Here is a 15750-nt window from a genome sequence, read left to right as displayed (position 1 = left end):
TCGATCAGACCATGAGAGCAATATTATATCAATAACGAGCGGCGTTGAATTCTGGATATGCTTGGCTGGCAAAAAGGTCTAAGCCGAATGGGCTAAGTATGATTTTTTCGAGACAGGGACATTCTTCATCATTTGCGCTTGTGTGGTGAAACGCGGTTGCGCTCGAACGGTAGCAACCGAGAGAGAAGGCGAGGCGCCTTTCCGACCCTTGCCGCTTGAGTCGCGCTTGGCAACGAATACTTAGGCGTCGGCGGGAACGACAACCGGCTCATGTTTACGGGAGGCGCCAAGCTGCAAACCGCCATTGCGAGCGAAGCGAAGCAATCCAGAGCAGCGGTGCGGCCCTGGATTGCTTCGTCGCTTACGCTCCTCGCAATGACGGCGTCCAGTTGGAGTCCGGTGCCGGCATCACGGCGCCAAGATTATCGCGAGGCAGGCATGGCTCGCAAAGAAAAGCGCGCCGCTGTCATGAGCGCTTGGGAAAAGCGCGCCTCGGCGTCAGCCCAAAGCGCAGCAAGACGCCGGAGTCAGCCGTTTGCTGGCTCCGGCGAAATTCAGAAGTGAGGAAGAGTTGGCTGTCAGCCGATCAAACCGGTGATGTTGTGAAGCACGATGATGAATCCCGCTGCGACTGCAGCGACGACAACGAGGGCCCTAAATAGTTCTTTGCTGTTGTGGGCTGTCTGCATGATTTGTTTCCTCCAGCAGTCCCCTTATCGGGCTTTGCGAGGAAAGGTTAGGACCGGCGCCAAATTATCTCAACGAAGATTACATGCGACAAATATACGCATCTCTGTTTATTTTAATAGTTCTATATTATAGCATTTCTAATCTCATCTTTTTCTACAGCATTCCCGCATTCAAATCCGTTTAGGCACTCTGGTGTCGTCGTGCGCTGCCGCAGGTGCGAACCGAGAACACACTAAACTGCCTGGTTGGTTCATCGTCATTCCCGACGCTCGCGCAGCGAGTGATACCGTTTCCGTTTGAATGGCTCGCATTGGCGCTTGTCATTCCCGATGGGCCGAAGGCCCGATCGGGAATTCAGAGCCACAAAAGCGCAGGTTTGCTCTGGATTCCCAATCACTCGCTGCGCGAGCGTCGGGAATGACACCGAACCAATCAAGCGGATTTCGGATGATGGGGAATTCAGTGCAGAACCAACGAGGCTCTGGATTCTCGCCCGTCGGGAATGACACATCCCAATGCGAGCTGTTCAAACGGAGATAGCGTGACGCGCCCCAATGCAAGTGCACGGGTCAGATCTCGAAAAAGATCGCTTCCGCGTTGTTTTTCGCTCGGTCGCCCATCTCTTGAAGAGAACAATTGTCGAGCACGTTCGACAAGGCTTCCTGGGCGCGCTGCATGATCTTGCGCACGGCGCAGGTGTTTTCGTCGAAGCAATCGTCACAGCGCCGGTAGCGCGTCTTGCTGGCGCAAGGCACCGGCGCCAAAGGCCCGTCGATCGCGCGCACGAGCTCGCCGACGGTAATCTCGCTTGCCGGGCGCGACAGGGCGTAGCCGCCGCCTTTCCCCATCTTCGAATGGACAAATCCCGCGTTGCGCAGCTCGCAGAGGATCGCGTCGAGAAACTTTTTCGGGATGCATTGCTTTTCGGAAATTTCAAGCACGGGAACCGGTCGCCCGGGCTCCGACTGCGCCAGATGCACCATGGCTTTGAGGCCGTATTTTCCCTTTTTTGTCAGCACGCGGATGACTTCCCGAAAGCGAGCGCTTTCCGCTGTTATCCCCATGCAGCTAATCAGTCAACTATTTCCATAGATTATACAGGCTTCAAAACAGACAAACGGTCGAGCTTCTAAATCAGCCGATCAAGCGGGTGAATGGGCGGCTGACGCCATGCCGCCCCTCTCTTTTGCCCCAGCTCAGAAGCCGCCGCGGCCCGCCTGCAGCTTCAACAGCGCCGCCACCAGCGCATCGACGTCCGCGCAGGTGTTGTAGAAGGCGAGCGAAGGCCGCACCGTCGCCTCGAGGCCGAAACGGCGCAGGATCGGCTGGGCGCAATGATGGCCCGCGCGCACGGCGATGCCTTCCCGATCGAGCGCCTTGCCGACCTCCTGCGTGCTGTGGCCGTCGAGCACGAAGGACAGCACGGAGGCCTTCTCGGCCGCCGTCCCGATAAAGGTCAGGCCAGGCACCAGGCGCATTTTCTCGGTGGCATAGACGAGAAGGTCATGCTCGTAACGGGCGATGACCTCCATGCCGATGCTCTCGACATAATCGAGCGCCGCGCCGAGACCCACTGCGTCGGCGATATTGCCCGTACCCGCCTCGAAACGCTCCGGCGCGCCCTGATAGATCGTCTTCTCGAAGGTAACGTCGGCGATCATATTGCCGCCGCCCTGCCAGGGCGGCATATTCTCGAGCACTGCGTCCTTGCCATAGACGACGCCGATGCCGGTCGGCCCGAAGACCTTGTGGCCAGAGAAGATGAAGAAGTCGCAGTCGATCGACTGCACGTCGACCGGCATATGCGAGACGGATTGCGCGCCGTCGATCAGCACGCAGGCGCCGTGGCGATGCGCCATGGCGGTGATCTCGCGCACCGGCGTCACCGTGCCGAGCGCATTGGAGACCTGCGTCACGGCGACGATGCGCGTCTTTGGATTGAGCAGCTTCTCATATTCTTCGAGAATGAGCTGGCCGCGATCGTCGACCGGCGCGACGCGCAGCCGCGCGCCTTTTTCGGCGCAGAGCATCTGCCAGGGAACGATATTGGCGTGATGCTCCAGCCAGGAGACGACGATCTCGTCACCCTCGCGCACATTGCGGCGGCCCCAGGCCTGGGCGACGAGATTGATGCCCTCCGTGGCGCCGCGCACGAACACAATGTCCTTGACGCTGGGCGCCTTCAAAAAGCGGCGAACCTTTTCGCGCGCGGCCTCATAGGCGTCGGTCGAGCGCGCGGCGAGCGCATGGGCGGCGCGGTGGATGTTGGAGTTTTCATATTCGTAGAAATGCGACAGCCGGTCAATGACCGACTGCGGCTTCTGCGTGGTCGCCGCATTGTCGAGCCAGACGAGCGGCTTGCCATGAACCTGCTGCTGCAGGATCGGGAAGTCGCGCTTCACCCGATAGGGATCGAAGACCTGGCGCGTCTCTGCGGAACTGGGCGAAAGCTGCGGCGCGAAGCCCTGCGGCTCGGCGGCAGGCTGCGCCGGCGCGGCGGCGGGATGGCCGCCCGTATGGCTCACGAAGTAAAGCGCGTCGCTCGCGGCGGAGCCGGATTGGCCGGGCGTCGGGAAGCTCTCGAAGCTGCTCGAAAACTGCTCGCCGCCAACGGGCGGCGTCGCGAGCGACGCGGAATCGGACAGGCGGTGCGGGTCGGCTTCCGACGGTCCTGAGATGGCGAAGCGCTCCGGCGCGGTGGGAGCCCTGGCCTCAGCTTCCGACGGCGCGCTCGGCGCGGAGACCGGAATGTTCGGCTGTCCAAGCTCCGGCTGCGGCGCGACCGCCGGCGTATGCGGCGGGAGATAGGACGGTGCGGGCGCGGACGGCGCGCTCGTGGGGGCCGCGCGCTCATGCAGGAAGTAGAGATTATCGACCGCAGGGCTCGCGCTTACCCCGGCGGGGCCGATGGCTTCCGGCGCGCCAGAATGGCTCTGCGGCACAAGCGACATGTCGGCGGAGAGAAGGCGCGGAATGAGGCTGTAATCGACGTCCGAGGGAATAGCGGAGGGCGTGGAGCTGCCGAGCGACGCGCCTGGCTGCGGAATTTGGTCGAGACCGAGCGGGCGCGTCGGCGACTGCAAACCCGTCGGCGCGGCCGGCGCGGGGATGTTCGGCGTCGGGATGACGGAGAGAATTGTCGTTGGCGGCACGTCCGGCGGTCCCATCTGGGCGCGCGCGGGGGCGAGCGGCGCGACTGTCGTCACGACCGACGGCGCCGGCGCGTCGGGCAGGCTCGGCGTCAGCGCCGGCGGACCGAAGGGCAGCGAGGAATTGGCGAGCGGCACCGGCGGCTGCTGGAAAAAAGCGTTGGCCAGCCGCGCGATCATATTCGGGTCGATCGTCGGCGCAGCGTGATGGCCGGCGTCCTGAACGGGGAGATTGTCGAGCGGCAAATCAGCGGAAGCGGGAATGGCGGGCTTCGCAGGCGACATGAAGGCGGCTTCCTCGGCGTGAAAGAGAGCCGGCGGCGCTGGGCCGCCGGCGTTGTTGCGATCAGACGCGCTTGTCGTCGTATTCGTGGAACTTGCTCACGTCGACATCCTCGAGCACGCCGAGGGCGTCATGCGTCAGCACTGCGGCCGAGCAATAGAGCGAGATCAGATAGGAGGCGATCGCCTTGCGGTTGATGCCCATGAAGCGAACCGACAGACTCGGCGCCACCTCGCCGGGGACGCCCGGCTGGAACAGGCCGATGACGCCCTGCTTCTTCTCGCCGGTGCGCAGCAGAAGAATATTTGTCTTGCCGTTCTCGTCGATGTAGAGCTTGTCGCTCGGCACCAGCGGCAGGCCGCGCCAGGTGATGAAGGGCGAGCCGAACAGCGTGACGGTTGGCGGCGGCACGCCGCGGCGGGTGCATTCCCGGCCGAACGCCGCAATGGCGCGCGGATGCGCCAGGAAGAACGCCGGCTCCTTCCACACTTTGGAGATCAGCTCGTCGAGATCGTCCGGCGTCGGCGGACCCTTGCGGGTCTTGATCCTCATCGACGGATGCGCATTGGCGAGGAAGCCATATTCCGCATTGTTGATGAGTTCGGCCTCCTGCTTCTCCTTCACCTTCTCAGTGAGGAGACGGACCTGCTCTTGAATCTGATCATAGGGATGGTTGTAAAGATCCGAGACGCGGGTCTGAACGTCGAGGATCGTCGTCACCGCGTTCATCGAGTATTCGCGCGGCGCATCTTCGTAATCGACGAAGGTCTCCGGTAGGTCCGCATCTCGATCGCGCGCCGGGCTGCATTGCACGACGGCGTCGCTCAACGCCGACGATTCCTTGACGCGGTTCAGGCGGTAGATGCCGGCTTCGACCGGCACCCAGGGGAGGAAGGACACGAGCCAGCGCGGCGTGATGCCCGACCATTGCGGGCGGGTTTTCGTTGCGTTGGCGAGCTGGCGCGCCGCCGCCTCGCTCAATGTTCGGCGGACTTCGGGTTCTGCAGTCATGCAATCGTCCTAGGAGGGTCGACGGGAACAGACGGGCGCCGCGCGGGAGGGCGCGTCGTCTTTTCAAATAGAAGAAATCGCTAACATGTTGCTTGCGACAGCGTGAACTCTACACGCTATCGTTCTGGATTCAAGAGTATTTCATGGAATTAATACATGACAAAGTTCTACTATATTAGAATACATATACTAATACGACCAGCCGTACATGCTGCTGACAGCCGAGGCGAAGATAGCAAAGCGCGTTTTGCGGCTATTGCCCTTTCTGATGATATAGTCTATCACTTTTATCGATTAATTCGCGCGCTGCTTGAAGGCCGTGGAATGACGCAACAGTTCGAGACAATTTTCCTGGACCCGGACGGATTCGACGTCGAAGACATCGTCTCAGCTCTCGCCGTCTTGCGGCGAAAATCGCAGACGAATCGTTACGGAAACGGCCGGCTTCCCGAGCTGCCGTCGCGCGCGGCCATACTCGACACTGTCGAGGATTTGACCGCGGTTCTCTATCCACGGCATTTCGGCCCTTATGAGCTGACGCCGGAGACGACGGACGCCTTCTTGACCCGGACTCTCGGCCGCGCGCTGCGGATGCTGCGTGAGCAGGTCCGCCGCGAGCTCAAGCTCTTCGAACCCGAAGCCGCCGACGATGCGCTCGCGACCCGCGCCAGACTGATCACAGAAGAATTCGCGCAGGCGCTGCCACAGGTCCGCATGCTTCTCGATACGGATATTCGCGCCGCCTTCACAGGCGATCCGGCGGCCAAGAGTCTCGACGAAGTCGTCTTCTGCTATCCTGGCGTTTCCGCCATCATCCGCCATCGTCTCGCGCATCGGCTTTATTTGCTCGGCGCGACGATGATCGCCCGCATCGTCGCCGAGATCGCGCATTCGCAAACCGGCATCGATATTCACCCCGGCGCGACCATCGGCGAAAGCTTCTTCATCGATCACGGGACAGGCGTCGTCATCGGCGAGACGGCGGTCATCGGCAAGCGCGTGCGCCTCTATCAGGCCGTTACCCTCGGAGCCAAGCGTTTCGACGTCGACGAGAACGGCGCGCTCGAAAAAGGCAAGCCGCGCCATCCGATCATCGAGGACGACGTCGTGATCTATGCGGGCGCCACCGTGCTCGGCCGCATCACCATCGGCCGTGGCTCCGCCATCGGCGGCAATGTCTGGCTCACCCAGAGCGTGCCGCCCGGCGCTAACATTTCCCAGGCGAAGGCGCGCGTGGAAGTCTTCGACCATGGGGCAGGCATATGAGTTTCGATCGGCGGACCGGAAGCGCTTCGGCAGGAAGTGAAAGGATAGACAAATGACTATTCATAGCGTGAATTTCACGCCGGCGGCGCGGCCAGGGCGCGGCCGGATCTACGACTCCATCACCCAAACCATCGGCGACACGCCGATCGTGCGGCTCGACCGCATTGCGCGCCTCAAAGGCGTGAAGGCAAATATTCTGGCGAAGCTCGAATTCTTCAATCCTATCTCGAGCGTCAAGGACCGCATCGGCGTTGCGATGATCGAGACGCTCGAGAAGGAGGGGCGTATCGCGCCCGGCAGGACGGTTCTGATCGAGCCCACCTCCGGCAACACCGGCATTGCGCTCGCCTTCGTCGCCGCCGCGCGGGGCTACCGGCTCGTTCTGGTGATGCCTGAATCGATGTCGCTCGAACGGCGCAAGATGCTCGCTCTGCTCGGCGCGGAGCTCGTGCTCACGCCTGCCTCGCAAGGGATGAAGGGCGCGCTCGCGAAAGCCAATGAGCTTCTTGCGCAGAACCCCGACGCGCTCATCCCCCAGCAGTTCGAGAACCCCGCCAATCCCGAAATTCATCGCGCGACCACGGCGGAGGAAATCTGGAACGACGCCAATGGCGAGATCGATTATTTCATTTCAGGCGTCGGCACGGGCGGCACGATCACCGGCGTCGGACAAGTGCTGAAGCGGCGCAACCAAAATCTGCGCGTCGTCGCCGTGGAGCCGGAGGACTCGGCGGTGCTCTCCGGCCGCCCGCCGGGACCGCACAAGATTCAGGGCATTGGCGCTGGCTTCGTGCCGCCCGTTCTCGACCGGAGCGTGATCGACGAGATCGTCCCCATCGGCAATCAGACGGCGCTCGACACCGCGCGGCTCATTGCACGGACCGAAGGCGTCCCCGTCGGCATTTCTTCCGGCGCGGCGCTCGCGGCCGCATTGGAGATCGGCGCCCGCCCGGAGGCCGAAGGAAAGAATATTGTCGTGATCGTTCCGTCTTTCGCGGAGCGTTATCTCTCCACGGCGCTTTTCGAAGGGTTGTAGCCGCCGTCATTCCCGGCGGGCTGCAAGCCCGACCGGGAATCCAGAGTCCGCAACAGCGCTGTTTCGCGCTGGATTCCCGACCGCTTGCTTTGCGAGCGTCGGGAATGACGCGACGCGGCTCAGCAGTAGGATTTTTCCTCGACCAGAGACGAGCCGCAGAGTTGGTTCAGCCGATATTTCAGCGCGGCGCGCCGGTCGTTCTGGTGATAAACGCTGCGCGCAAGCTCGATGAAACGCGGGCCGAAATCGCCCTTGCGCTCACAGTCGCGGATTTCGTCCTCGATCGCCCAAAGCGCCGCATTCACCTCGTCCAATTGGCGACGTACGAACTCCAGATCAGAGCCCCCGAGACCGAGACGGAACTCCGTTTCGCGCAAGAGCTTCAGCTCCTGCCGAACATTGGCAAGCTTCTTTGCATCTTCGATGTGATGCTCCTTGAGCTCCAATATGGAGATGCGATCGAAGAGCTCTCCGATCGAAGACGGAAGCATCAAGGGATCATTGTTTCCGAAGATCGACTGCTTCGTCGTCATAGCCTCGCTCGCAACGCCTCCGTCATATCCGCAATCACGCCGCCCCAATCGCCCGGCGCGCTCTGTCGAAAAAGCTGCGCTGTCGGATACCAGGGGCTATCCTCGCGCTGCAGCAGCCAGCGCCACTCGGGCACATATTTGAGGGCGATCCATAGCGGACGACCGAGCGCGCCCGCGAGATGGGCGAGCGACGTGTCGATCGTGATGACGAGGTCCATCGCCTCCATCGCCGCCGCCGTATCGAGAAAAGCATCGGGCCCCGCGTCGAAATCCGGGCCCAGCTCCTCGATCCGAAACACCCCATTGGCCTTCGTGATTTCCTGCACGCCCTCGTTCTTCTGCAGGCTGATGAGACGAACGCCCGGAAGCTCGGCGAGCGGCGCGAAAGCGGAAAGCGGCGCGCTGCGGGTATCATCCGACTGGGCGGTCGAGCTGCCGCGCCAGGAGACGCCGATCTTGAACCCGTGGGCGCCGATCCGCTGCCGCCAGACGTCACGCCGCCGAGGATCGGCCGCGAGGTAACGCGCGGGCGCCGGTATGCTGTCGACCCTCGTCCCTAAGACGAGCGGAAGGCTGCAAAGCGGCGTGAAGAGATCGAACTCGTCGACCCGCACATCCGTCACCAGCCCGGTCGGCGGGTCGAGTGTCTCGATCAAAACGCGCATGCTCGCGCGACAACCAAATGCAACTCGGCGCGCAGGTTCTCGCGCCAATAAGGGAAAATAGCGGCTATATTGGATGACGTCGCCGAGACCGGCTTCATCCATCACCAGCAGGCGCTTACCTGTTAAATCCTCGCCGCGCCATTCCGGCCAGGGCAACCGCGCTTTCAAGTGTAGAGTGTGGCTATTCGCCCGCCGATATTCGAAGAGCGGAAGCCCCTCGGGATAGCGGCCAAGCAGCAACAAGAGAGCGCCCTTGTTGCTTTTCACATCTTCATTTTCGGGGTTGATCGCCAGCGCCGCATCGAATGTGCGCAAAGCGGCGTCGACCTCTCCGAGTTCTTTGAGCGCAATGGCCTGGCCGCTCAAGGCATCCGCGTCATTGGGGGAGAGCTCCAGCGCGCGGATGAAGGCGTCCCGCGCCGTCTCAAACAAGCCGAGCTTCAAAGCAACAGTGCCATAGGCGCGCCAGGCCAGCGACACGTTTGCGTCGCAAGCAAGGGCTTCCTTTGCGCTGGCGAAGGCTTCGTCCCGCCGGTTGAGCGAGAGAAGCGCCGTAGAGCGATTGACGAGAAGCTCGACATCGCGCGGTGAGAGGCGCAACGCAGCATCGTAGACTTGCAACGCCTCGTCGAAGCGTTTCGCCGCGAGCAGCGCATCGGCCTTGAGGCGCAAGGCGCGCTGGTTGCGCGGGTCTTTCTCGAGCAGCCGATCGCAATAGGCGATCGCCTCCAGAAAGCGCCCACGCTTGCTCTCGGCGAAAGCCGCCGAATCCGCGGCAATCGCATAGCTCGGGTTGATTTCCAGCGCCCGCGCAAAGGCGAGAAGCGCGTCGTCGACCGCGCCGAGCCCCAATAATGAGACGCCGAAATTGTACCATAGATCCTCTTCTCGCGGCGCAAGAGCGAGCGCGGCGTCGTAATCGAAGAGGGCTTCATTGTCGCGGCCCAATGCGTGCAGAGACAGCGCGCGTCCCCTCAGCGCGTCGATGCAGTTTTTATCGAATTTGAGCGCCTTGCTATAGGCGGCATGCGCCTGCGCATAGCGCCGCGCCAAAAGCTCGGCCGCGCCTTTCGCGACAAAATACGCCGCGCCTACTGGCGGCGCGAAGGCGCTGGGCGCATGTCGTGCTGTCTGATGTCGAGACCGGGCCATAGGCAAAGGTGAGCCGAAAAAAGGAAGTCGCCGGCTGCAAGCCTATGAAGACAAGCTTTCCGCAAGCTGACTGCCTCGACCGGTCCAATTTGCGCCAGGCATATGCGTAGCGATCAGCGCGGCGTCTGCGCGCCCTGCCCCGCGAAGGCGCCGTCGACCCAGACGCCTTCCTTCAAAATCTTTCCCGATTTATCAGTGAGCACGCCGCGCCCATTCGGTCTATCATTTTTGAATTCGCCCGACCATTTGTTGCCGTTCTGGCTCGTATAGACGCCTGCGCCTTCGCGGCGGTCATTCACGAAGCCGCCGGTATATTGCTGCCCATCCGGATAAGTGATCGCGCCCTGCCCATGTCTTTTATCGTCTTTGAAGGCGCCGACATATTTCGACCAATCGTCATAAGTGTAAGCGCCTTCGCAATCGGTCCACACGACCTTTCGGCTCGCCGGGCAAGGCGGGAGCTTGCCGGCCGCAATGACTGATTGCGGCGCCGACATCGACAGCAGGAGCAGCGTCAGAAGCAGAAAACGCGACAAGGGGCCTCCTCCTCGGTTCTCAATGTGCAAGCGGCGACGGGCGAAGCTGGAAGTTCACGACAAGCGGCGCCGAGTAGGTTTCCGGCGTCTTGCCCGGCGCGCCCGGCGCAGGGGCGTCGATCGCTTCGATATGGAAAGGCGTGCGATTGCCGGAAGTCGTCCAAAGGCCGCGGCCTTTCCAGCCAGCGGACGGATCGTCGATGCGGCCGTCGACGCCCTTTGCATAGAAACCCATCGGATAGGGGACGCGCAGCTCGACAATCTGTCCGTTCACCAGCGCGTGCAGCGAGTCCGATTGATTGCCGGTGGCGAAGGGCGTGTTCGGCCCGAGGCCCAGAATATCGTGCTGATCCACCCAGGCGTAATAGGGCGTCTCCGCCGCGCCCGGCGCGCCGGCGAAACCGGGGCCCGGCAGCGGATAGAAGCTCCAGCCCTCAGGGCATTTCTCGCCATTTTCGGCGCCGGCCCCGTTGAGCGGCCCCTTGCATTTGCGGCGGTCGAAGCTCGCCAGATGCCCGCTGCCGAGCGCCGCCCAAAAGACGCCGTTGCGATCTACGTCCGCGCCGCGAATGCCATAGCCCGGCGACGGCACTTTGTAGATTTCGGTGAGCGCCGTCTCCGGCGGATTGGCGCCGAGCGCGACGCGCACCGCATAGCCGGGGAAAGTGAGATTGGAGCCCCACACGGAACCGTCGAGCGGGCTGGAGGCGACGCTGTAGAGCCCGTAAGGCACGCGCGTGTCTTTCGTCGCGTCGATCGGCTTGCCCGGTTGGTTGTAGTCCTCCGAGCGCTTGCCGTCGCTATTGGTGTCGACGACGAGCGCCGTCCACCCCTGCGATTGCGCGCTGTCGCCGGTCTCCCAGAATTTCCTGGTGTTGACCCAGCCGAGGACGGCAAGCTCCCCCTGCCCCACATTGTTGAGGAACAGCGTGTCGCTCTTATCCTCGGCAAAATTCAAATGATGCGAGCCGAAGCAGGTGTCGATGAAGGCCCATTTCTTCGTCTTCGGATCATAGACCGAGACCTGACGCGCATTGCCGACGAAGCCTTCGGGCTTAGCGGGCAACGGATAAAGCTGCGCGGAACGCAGTGGGGAGTCCTTCGTGCAATAATCTGGCGTGTTCTTTGGCGAGCGGATTTGCGCCGCGAAATAGACGCGGCCTTGCGAATCCATCGTCGGCGTATGGGCGTTGAATTTGCTGTTCCACAAGGCCTCATTGCCGAAATAGGGCGAAGGCGCGATCACCGGATTGGCGAGGAGCGAGCTTGGCGCATCCGCGTCGCGCAACTGCGCGGGCAGCAGCGATTTCGTGTTCCTGACCGGATCGAGAACCGGAATGTCGTCGCTGCCGAGTTCGGTCGCGCCATAGATCAGGCCATAGGGATTGACGGTCGGCTTGCGCTTGTCGGTCAAAGTCAGGTCGTGGAGATAATGCTTCGCGTCCGCATAATCATGCACGGTGACGACGATGTTGCGCTCGACACCGGACGGGCGAGGCGGCGTCTCATTCGGCAACTCTCCGCCGGCGATACGGTCGGTCCAATCAGCAAAAAGCGCGAGCTGTCCGCCATCCGGCGAATCGAGACGGGCAATCCCGTTGATCATTGCCGTGCCGCCCTGACCCGATTGCAGGCGCCGCCGCCAAGCCTCGATGGATGAATCGAAGTGCCCCAGCGAAGCGGGAATGGCGCGCGTGGCCAGATTGCCGAGCTGATGACAAGGACCGCAACCATTAGTCTTCACAAGATCGAGCCATTGCTCTTGCGATGTAAAATTCTCAGGCACACCATTGCCGCTCGCTCCCGTGCCGGGAAACTTCTCACGGCCGGGAACTTTGAGCAGGGAAAGCCAGTAGATCGGCGGATAATATTGCGCCGCGGCCGAGAGGCTCGGCGCAACGACTGCCTGCAGATCGATCTTTTGTCCCGGCTCCGCGGCGACCTTTGGCGAATCGACCAGCCCATAGCCGCGCACCCAAAGCCGGTAATGCGCTTTGGGCAGATCCGGGATGACGTAGCGCCCCGCCTCGTCCGTCACCGCGATCTTCGCGAAACGAGTCCCGAGTTCCGTCGTCTCGGCGATGACCCATACGCCCGCCTCGGCGCCGACGCGGCTCGTCACGACGCCGCCGATGTCGTCGGGGTCGAGCGTGAGCGCTGTTTCGGCGCCGGCTTGGGCCGCGGCGGACAGCGAGAGGCTCAAAGCAAGGACGACGGATGATTTCATAGGCGCTTCCTTCGAGGCGACGTCTTCGGCGCGGCAAACTAACATGTTCTTACCTATCCACAAGAAGGATATTTTATATTGCCGCGACAAGCGCACGCTCGTCATGCACAACTTTTTCCTTATATAAAAACACCAAACACTCTATTCTCCTCGTCCCGGTCGCAGGCTATTGCATACCAAAACACTATAGTTATAATCGCCTCAGTTCCAGGCGACGGAGAGGTAGACTCATGGCTCATTCGACGGCTTGCGCGCTCGTTCAGAACCAATCTCGCAAGCAGCGGCTCCTCGCTTTGACGGGCGCCGCTTTCTTTTTCTTCGCGATGCGCGCGGCGCCGCCCGCCCACGCCGAACCGAGCGTCTACCCCACCGGAACGACGATCTACGATCCGGCCAAGGCCTATAATTCCTACGTGCTCTTTCCGGGCGGCGACGACGTTTCCCGCTTGATCGACCTCACCGGAAAGGTCGTGCACGAATGGAAATATTCGGGGCAGCCCGTCGCCTTTATCGATCCGGCGCTTGTCGGCGGCGCGCGCGGCCATGTCTTCGTCACGCTGGAAACGGAGGAAGGCAAAGGCACGGATCTCGTGCCGGGCCGCACCTTCACGCGAATCCGCAAAAGCGTCGGCGAGGTGGACTGGAACGGCGCCAAGCTTTGGGAATTCGGCGCCAACGCGCCCGGCGGCCGTGCGCAGCAACATCACGACATTGCACGGCTGCCAAACGGCAATACGCTCGTGCTCTCGAATATCGTCTATCCTCTGCCGGGCTTCGCCGCGCCGCAAGTGCTCGACGACGTCGCCTATGAAGTGAATCCGGAGGGCGACATCGTCTGGACATGGGCTGCATCGGACCATATCGACGAGATCGGCTTTACCGCCGAGGAGCTGAAACTCGTAAAGAACTCGAAAAGCGCCGACTATCTTCACGTCAATGATCTGAAGCCCGTCGGCCCGAACCATTGGTTCGACGAAGGCGACCAGCGTTTCGCGCCGGACAATCTCATTTTCGATTCGCGCTCTGCGAACTTCATCGCCATCATCGACCGCAAAACGCGCAAGATCGCCTGGACCCTGGGGCCGCATTATCCGGGGATTTCGGAAGATGGGAGCCCCGCCTCGCGGAAGGTGCCGCGTCCGGTCGATCAGATCTCCGGCCAGCACGACGCGCATATCATCCCAAAAGGCTTGCCGGGCGCGGGCAATCTCCTCGTCTTCGACAACCAGGGCGAGGCCGGCTATCCGCACGCCGCCGTCTCCATCACCGGCGGCTCGCGCGTGCTCGAGATCAATCCGGTGACGAAGGAAATCGTCTGGCAATATACGGGCGCCAGCTCGGGCCAGCAGGGATGGGCGTTCCGAAGCACGCATATCAGCAATGCGCGCCGGCTTCCCAACGGCAACACCTTCATCGACGAAGGCCAGATCGGCCGTTTCTTCCAGGTGACGCCGGCGGGCGAGATCGTCTGGGAATATGTCAATCCTTATCCGCGCCGCGGCAAAGATCCCGAGACCGGTCGCGCCACCGTGAGTTACGCGGTCTATCGGGCGCAGCCGGTTCCTTACGAATGGGCGCCGGAGGGAACGCCGCATAGCGAAGAAAGCGTGACGCCGCCAGAGAACGCCAGCTTCCATATTTCGGCCAAGGCAAAGTAAGCGCGGCGATCGAGCGAGGCCAGCGATGTTTCACGTCTATTTGATCAAAATCGGCGTCGACGCCGTCGGCGTCGTCGCGGACGGACCCGAGGGCTACCGCTTCTACGCGATCGAAGACTCTTTTCGAGAACTCGAAGACCTCGTGTTCGACCGCGCGGAGGATGCGAGAAGCGCTGCGGTCATCTTGTCCGATAGCAAATGAGGTCGGTGCATGGCCGCTCGAGCCGCTCGTATCCGGGAGTGAGATAAGACATGGGTAAATTGCTGAACGCGTCGCTCGGCGCGGGTCTTGTTTTGAGCCTCGCGGGGGCGCTTCAAGTCGCCCTCCCGAGCCGGGCGGACACGGAAAACGGATTCATCCGCCTTTTGCCCGAGCAGGCGCCCTTCAAATCGCCGCTTGGCGCAGGGCCGTCCCAGGCGATCATCTATGGCGATCCTTCCAAGCCCGGCCTCTATGTCGTGCGCAACCGCTTCCCACCCGGCGCGCATTCCAACCCGCATTTCCACTCCCAGGACCGGCACGCGACCGTCATCAAGGGCGTCTGGTACACTGGAGTGGGCGAGAAGATCGACTTCAACGCCGCCGCGCCGCTGAAGGAAGGCTCTTACATGCTGCATCCGGCCAATGGCGTGCATTGGGACGGCGCCGGCGCGGAAGAGGTTGTCGTGCAGATCATCGGGGTCGGACCGGTAACGACGACGCAAGTCGGCGCGCCGGATCCGCAGAGCAGCAATTGGCCGAAACCGAAGTAAACGCGTGCGGAGCGAAAGAAGGCTTCGACGCCGTTTGCGCGTGAACAGCTCCCTTGGGGATTTTGTCCATTGCCGGCGGGCTGAAAGCCCGACCGGGAATCCAGAGCCGCAGAAGCGCTGGTTTTGCTCTGGATTCCCGATCGCACGCTGCGCGAGCGCCGGGAATGACACGTGATCAAACGCGTTTCGTACGAGTTGGCGCTCGTCACCGCAAAATCTGCGTCTCTCGATTGCCGCGATTGCGCAGCGACGCAATGCTGGTGCGGTCCAGAATGAGCGCGATCGAATCGCGCACGTCCAGCATGATGTCGCGGATCGCGCAGGCGTCTTCGTCGGGGCAGTCGGCGCAGCGCTGATAGGCCGTGCGGCTCGCGCAGGCGATCGGCGCGAGCGGGCCGTCGAGGATGCGGATGATCTGGCCGACGGTGATCTTCTCCGCCGGGCGGGCCAGGTGATAGCCGCCGCCCTTGCCCTTCCGGCTGTTGAGGATGCCGGCGTTGCGCAGCTCGACCAGGATAGCGTCCAGGAATTTTCGGGGGATGTTGTTGGCGGTCGCGATATCGCCGGCCAGACATTTGTCGTCCGCCTTGGCGAGATGGATGAGCGCCTTCAGCCCGTATTTCGCTTTATTCGAGAGCATTCTTCTTTCGAGGCCAAATCGGCCTGCCCGCGCGCTTGGGAGGCCCTCCGATGCGGACCCGCCCCGATCAACGCTAGCTATCATATAGGAACATCCGGCGAAAGCAGAAGCGCAAATCTGCCCGCCTATCGCGCCTCCGCCGCTTGGACGG

13 protein-coding genes are annotated in these 15750 nt (G+C 62.1%); 5 read left to right on the top strand and 8 right to left on the bottom strand.

Annotated elements, in window-relative coordinates; translation table 11 throughout:
* Positions 1–1259: 1259 nt before the first annotated feature.
* From JJT62_RS04425 to JJT62_RS04415, 3 genes are all read right to left on the bottom strand, one after another.
* Positions 1260–1709, bottom strand: coding sequence for an Rrf2 family transcriptional regulator (locus JJT62_RS04425; protein ID WP_202071430.1), 450 nt, complete (start codon positions 1707–1709; stop codon positions 1260–1262).
* A gap of 177 nt (positions 1710–1886) precedes the next feature.
* Positions 1887–4124: a family 2A encapsulin nanocompartment cargo protein cysteine desulfurase gene (locus JJT62_RS04420; protein ID WP_202071429.1), complete on the bottom strand. Its 2238-nt coding sequence runs from the start codon at positions 4122–4124 to the stop codon at positions 1887–1889.
* Between the two features lie 61 nt (positions 4125–4185).
* Positions 4186–5133 (bottom strand): family 2A encapsulin nanocompartment shell protein, encoded by a 948-nt coding sequence (locus JJT62_RS04415; protein WP_202071428.1) that lies wholly within the window; start codon positions 5131–5133, stop codon positions 4186–4188.
* Positions 5134–5457: 324 nt separating this feature from the next.
* Between JJT62_RS04415 and epsC the strand changes: the two genes are divergently transcribed.
* Complete coding sequence (gene epsC, locus JJT62_RS04410; RefSeq protein WP_202071427.1) at positions 5458–6399, top strand: serine O-acetyltransferase EpsC; 942 nt, start codon at positions 5458–5460, stop codon at positions 6397–6399.
* Positions 6400–6451: 52 nt separating this feature from the next.
* The gene (gene cysK / locus JJT62_RS04405) at positions 6452–7435 is read left to right on the top strand and encodes a cysteine synthase A (protein ID WP_202071426.1); all 984 of its coding nucleotides are present in this window, start codon (positions 6452–6454) and stop codon (positions 7433–7435) included.
* A gap of 119 nt (positions 7436–7554) precedes the next feature.
* Here the strand turns inward: cysK and JJT62_RS04400 are convergent, their stop codons facing one another.
* From JJT62_RS04400 to JJT62_RS04385, 4 genes are all read right to left on the bottom strand, one after another.
* Positions 7555–7968: a DUF6165 family protein gene (locus tag JJT62_RS04400; protein ID WP_246744677.1), complete on the bottom strand. Its 414-nt coding sequence runs from the start codon at positions 7966–7968 to the stop codon at positions 7555–7557.
* Positions 7965–9785: a tetratricopeptide repeat protein gene (locus JJT62_RS04395; RefSeq protein ID WP_202071425.1), complete on the bottom strand. Its 1821-nt coding sequence runs from the start codon at positions 9783–9785 to the stop codon at positions 7965–7967. The genes JJT62_RS04400 and JJT62_RS04395 overlap by 4 nt, the downstream gene beginning before the upstream one ends.
* A 113-nt stretch (positions 9786–9898) precedes the next feature.
* Complete coding sequence (locus JJT62_RS04390; protein WP_202071424.1) at positions 9899–10321, bottom strand: MORN repeat-containing protein; 423 nt, start codon at positions 10319–10321, stop codon at positions 9899–9901.
* 19 nt (positions 10322–10340) lie between these two features.
* Complete coding sequence (locus JJT62_RS04385) at positions 10341–12548, bottom strand: carboxypeptidase-like regulatory domain-containing protein (protein WP_202071423.1); 2208 nt, start codon at positions 12546–12548, stop codon at positions 10341–10343.
* Between the two features lie 230 nt (positions 12549–12778).
* Between JJT62_RS04385 and JJT62_RS04380 the strand changes: the two genes are divergently transcribed.
* The 3 genes from JJT62_RS04380 to JJT62_RS04370 are packed head-to-tail and all read left to right on the top strand — an operon-like array spanning position 12779 to position 14959.
* Complete coding sequence (locus JJT62_RS04380) at positions 12779–14206, top strand: aryl-sulfate sulfotransferase (protein WP_246744676.1); 1428 nt, start codon at positions 12779–12781, stop codon at positions 14204–14206.
* 25 nt (positions 14207–14231) lie between these two features.
* Positions 14232–14408, top strand: coding sequence for a hypothetical protein (locus JJT62_RS04375; protein WP_202071422.1), 177 nt, complete (start codon positions 14232–14234; stop codon positions 14406–14408).
* 50 nt (positions 14409–14458) lie between these two features.
* A complete protein-coding gene (locus JJT62_RS04370; RefSeq protein WP_202071421.1) occupies positions 14459–14959 on the top strand; it encodes a cupin domain-containing protein in 501 nt (166 codons plus the stop codon).
* A gap of 205 nt (positions 14960–15164) precedes the next feature.
* Here JJT62_RS04370 and JJT62_RS04365 read toward each other — a convergent pair whose 3' ends face one another.
* Complete coding sequence (locus tag JJT62_RS04365; protein WP_202071420.1) at positions 15165–15599, bottom strand: Rrf2 family transcriptional regulator; 435 nt, start codon at positions 15597–15599, stop codon at positions 15165–15167.
* Positions 15600–15750 lie beyond the last annotated feature (151 nt).

Origin of the sequence: Methylocystis sp. Sn-Cys (genome assembly GCF_016745395.1) — a bacterium.
Lineage (GTDB): Bacteria > Pseudomonadota > Alphaproteobacteria > Rhizobiales > Beijerinckiaceae > Methylocystis > Methylocystis iwaonis.
Note: the sequence above shows the minus strand (reverse complement) of the source record. Positions and strands in the feature narration are given on the sequence as shown.

Bases quoted from the DNA above. Each gene is read 5' to 3' on its own strand.
- JJT62_RS04420 (WP_202071429.1), bottom strand. From the start codon at position 4,124: ATGTCGCCTGCGAAGCCCGCCATTCCCGCTTCCGCTGATTTGCCGCTC.
- JJT62_RS04415 (WP_202071428.1), bottom strand. From the start codon at position 5,133: ATGACTGCAGAACCCGAAGTCCGCCGAACATTGAGCGAGGCGGCGGCG.
- epsC (WP_202071427.1), top strand. From the start codon at position 5,458: ATGACGCAACAGTTCGAGACAATTTTCCTGGACCCGGACGGATTCGAC.
- cysK (WP_202071426.1), top strand. From the start codon at position 6,452: ATGACTATTCATAGCGTGAATTTCACGCCGGCGGCGCGGCCAGGGCGC.
- JJT62_RS04400 (WP_246744677.1), bottom strand. From the start codon at position 7,968: ATGACGACGAAGCAGTCGATCTTCGGAAACAATGATCCCTTGATGCTT.
- JJT62_RS04395 (WP_202071425.1), bottom strand. From the start codon at position 9,785: ATGGCCCGGTCTCGACATCAGACAGCACGACATGCGCCCAGCGCCTTC.
- JJT62_RS04385 (WP_202071423.1), bottom strand. From the start codon at position 12,548: ATGAAATCATCCGTCGTCCTTGCTTTGAGCCTCTCGCTGTCCGCCGCG.
- JJT62_RS04380 (WP_246744676.1), top strand. From the start codon at position 12,779: ATGGCTCATTCGACGGCTTGCGCGCTCGTTCAGAACCAATCTCGCAAG.
- JJT62_RS04375 (WP_202071422.1), top strand. From the start codon at position 14,232: ATGTTTCACGTCTATTTGATCAAAATCGGCGTCGACGCCGTCGGCGTC.
- JJT62_RS04370 (WP_202071421.1), top strand. From the start codon at position 14,459: ATGGGTAAATTGCTGAACGCGTCGCTCGGCGCGGGTCTTGTTTTGAGC.
- JJT62_RS04365 (WP_202071420.1), bottom strand. From the start codon at position 15,599: ATGCTCTCGAATAAAGCGAAATACGGGCTGAAGGCGCTCATCCATCTC.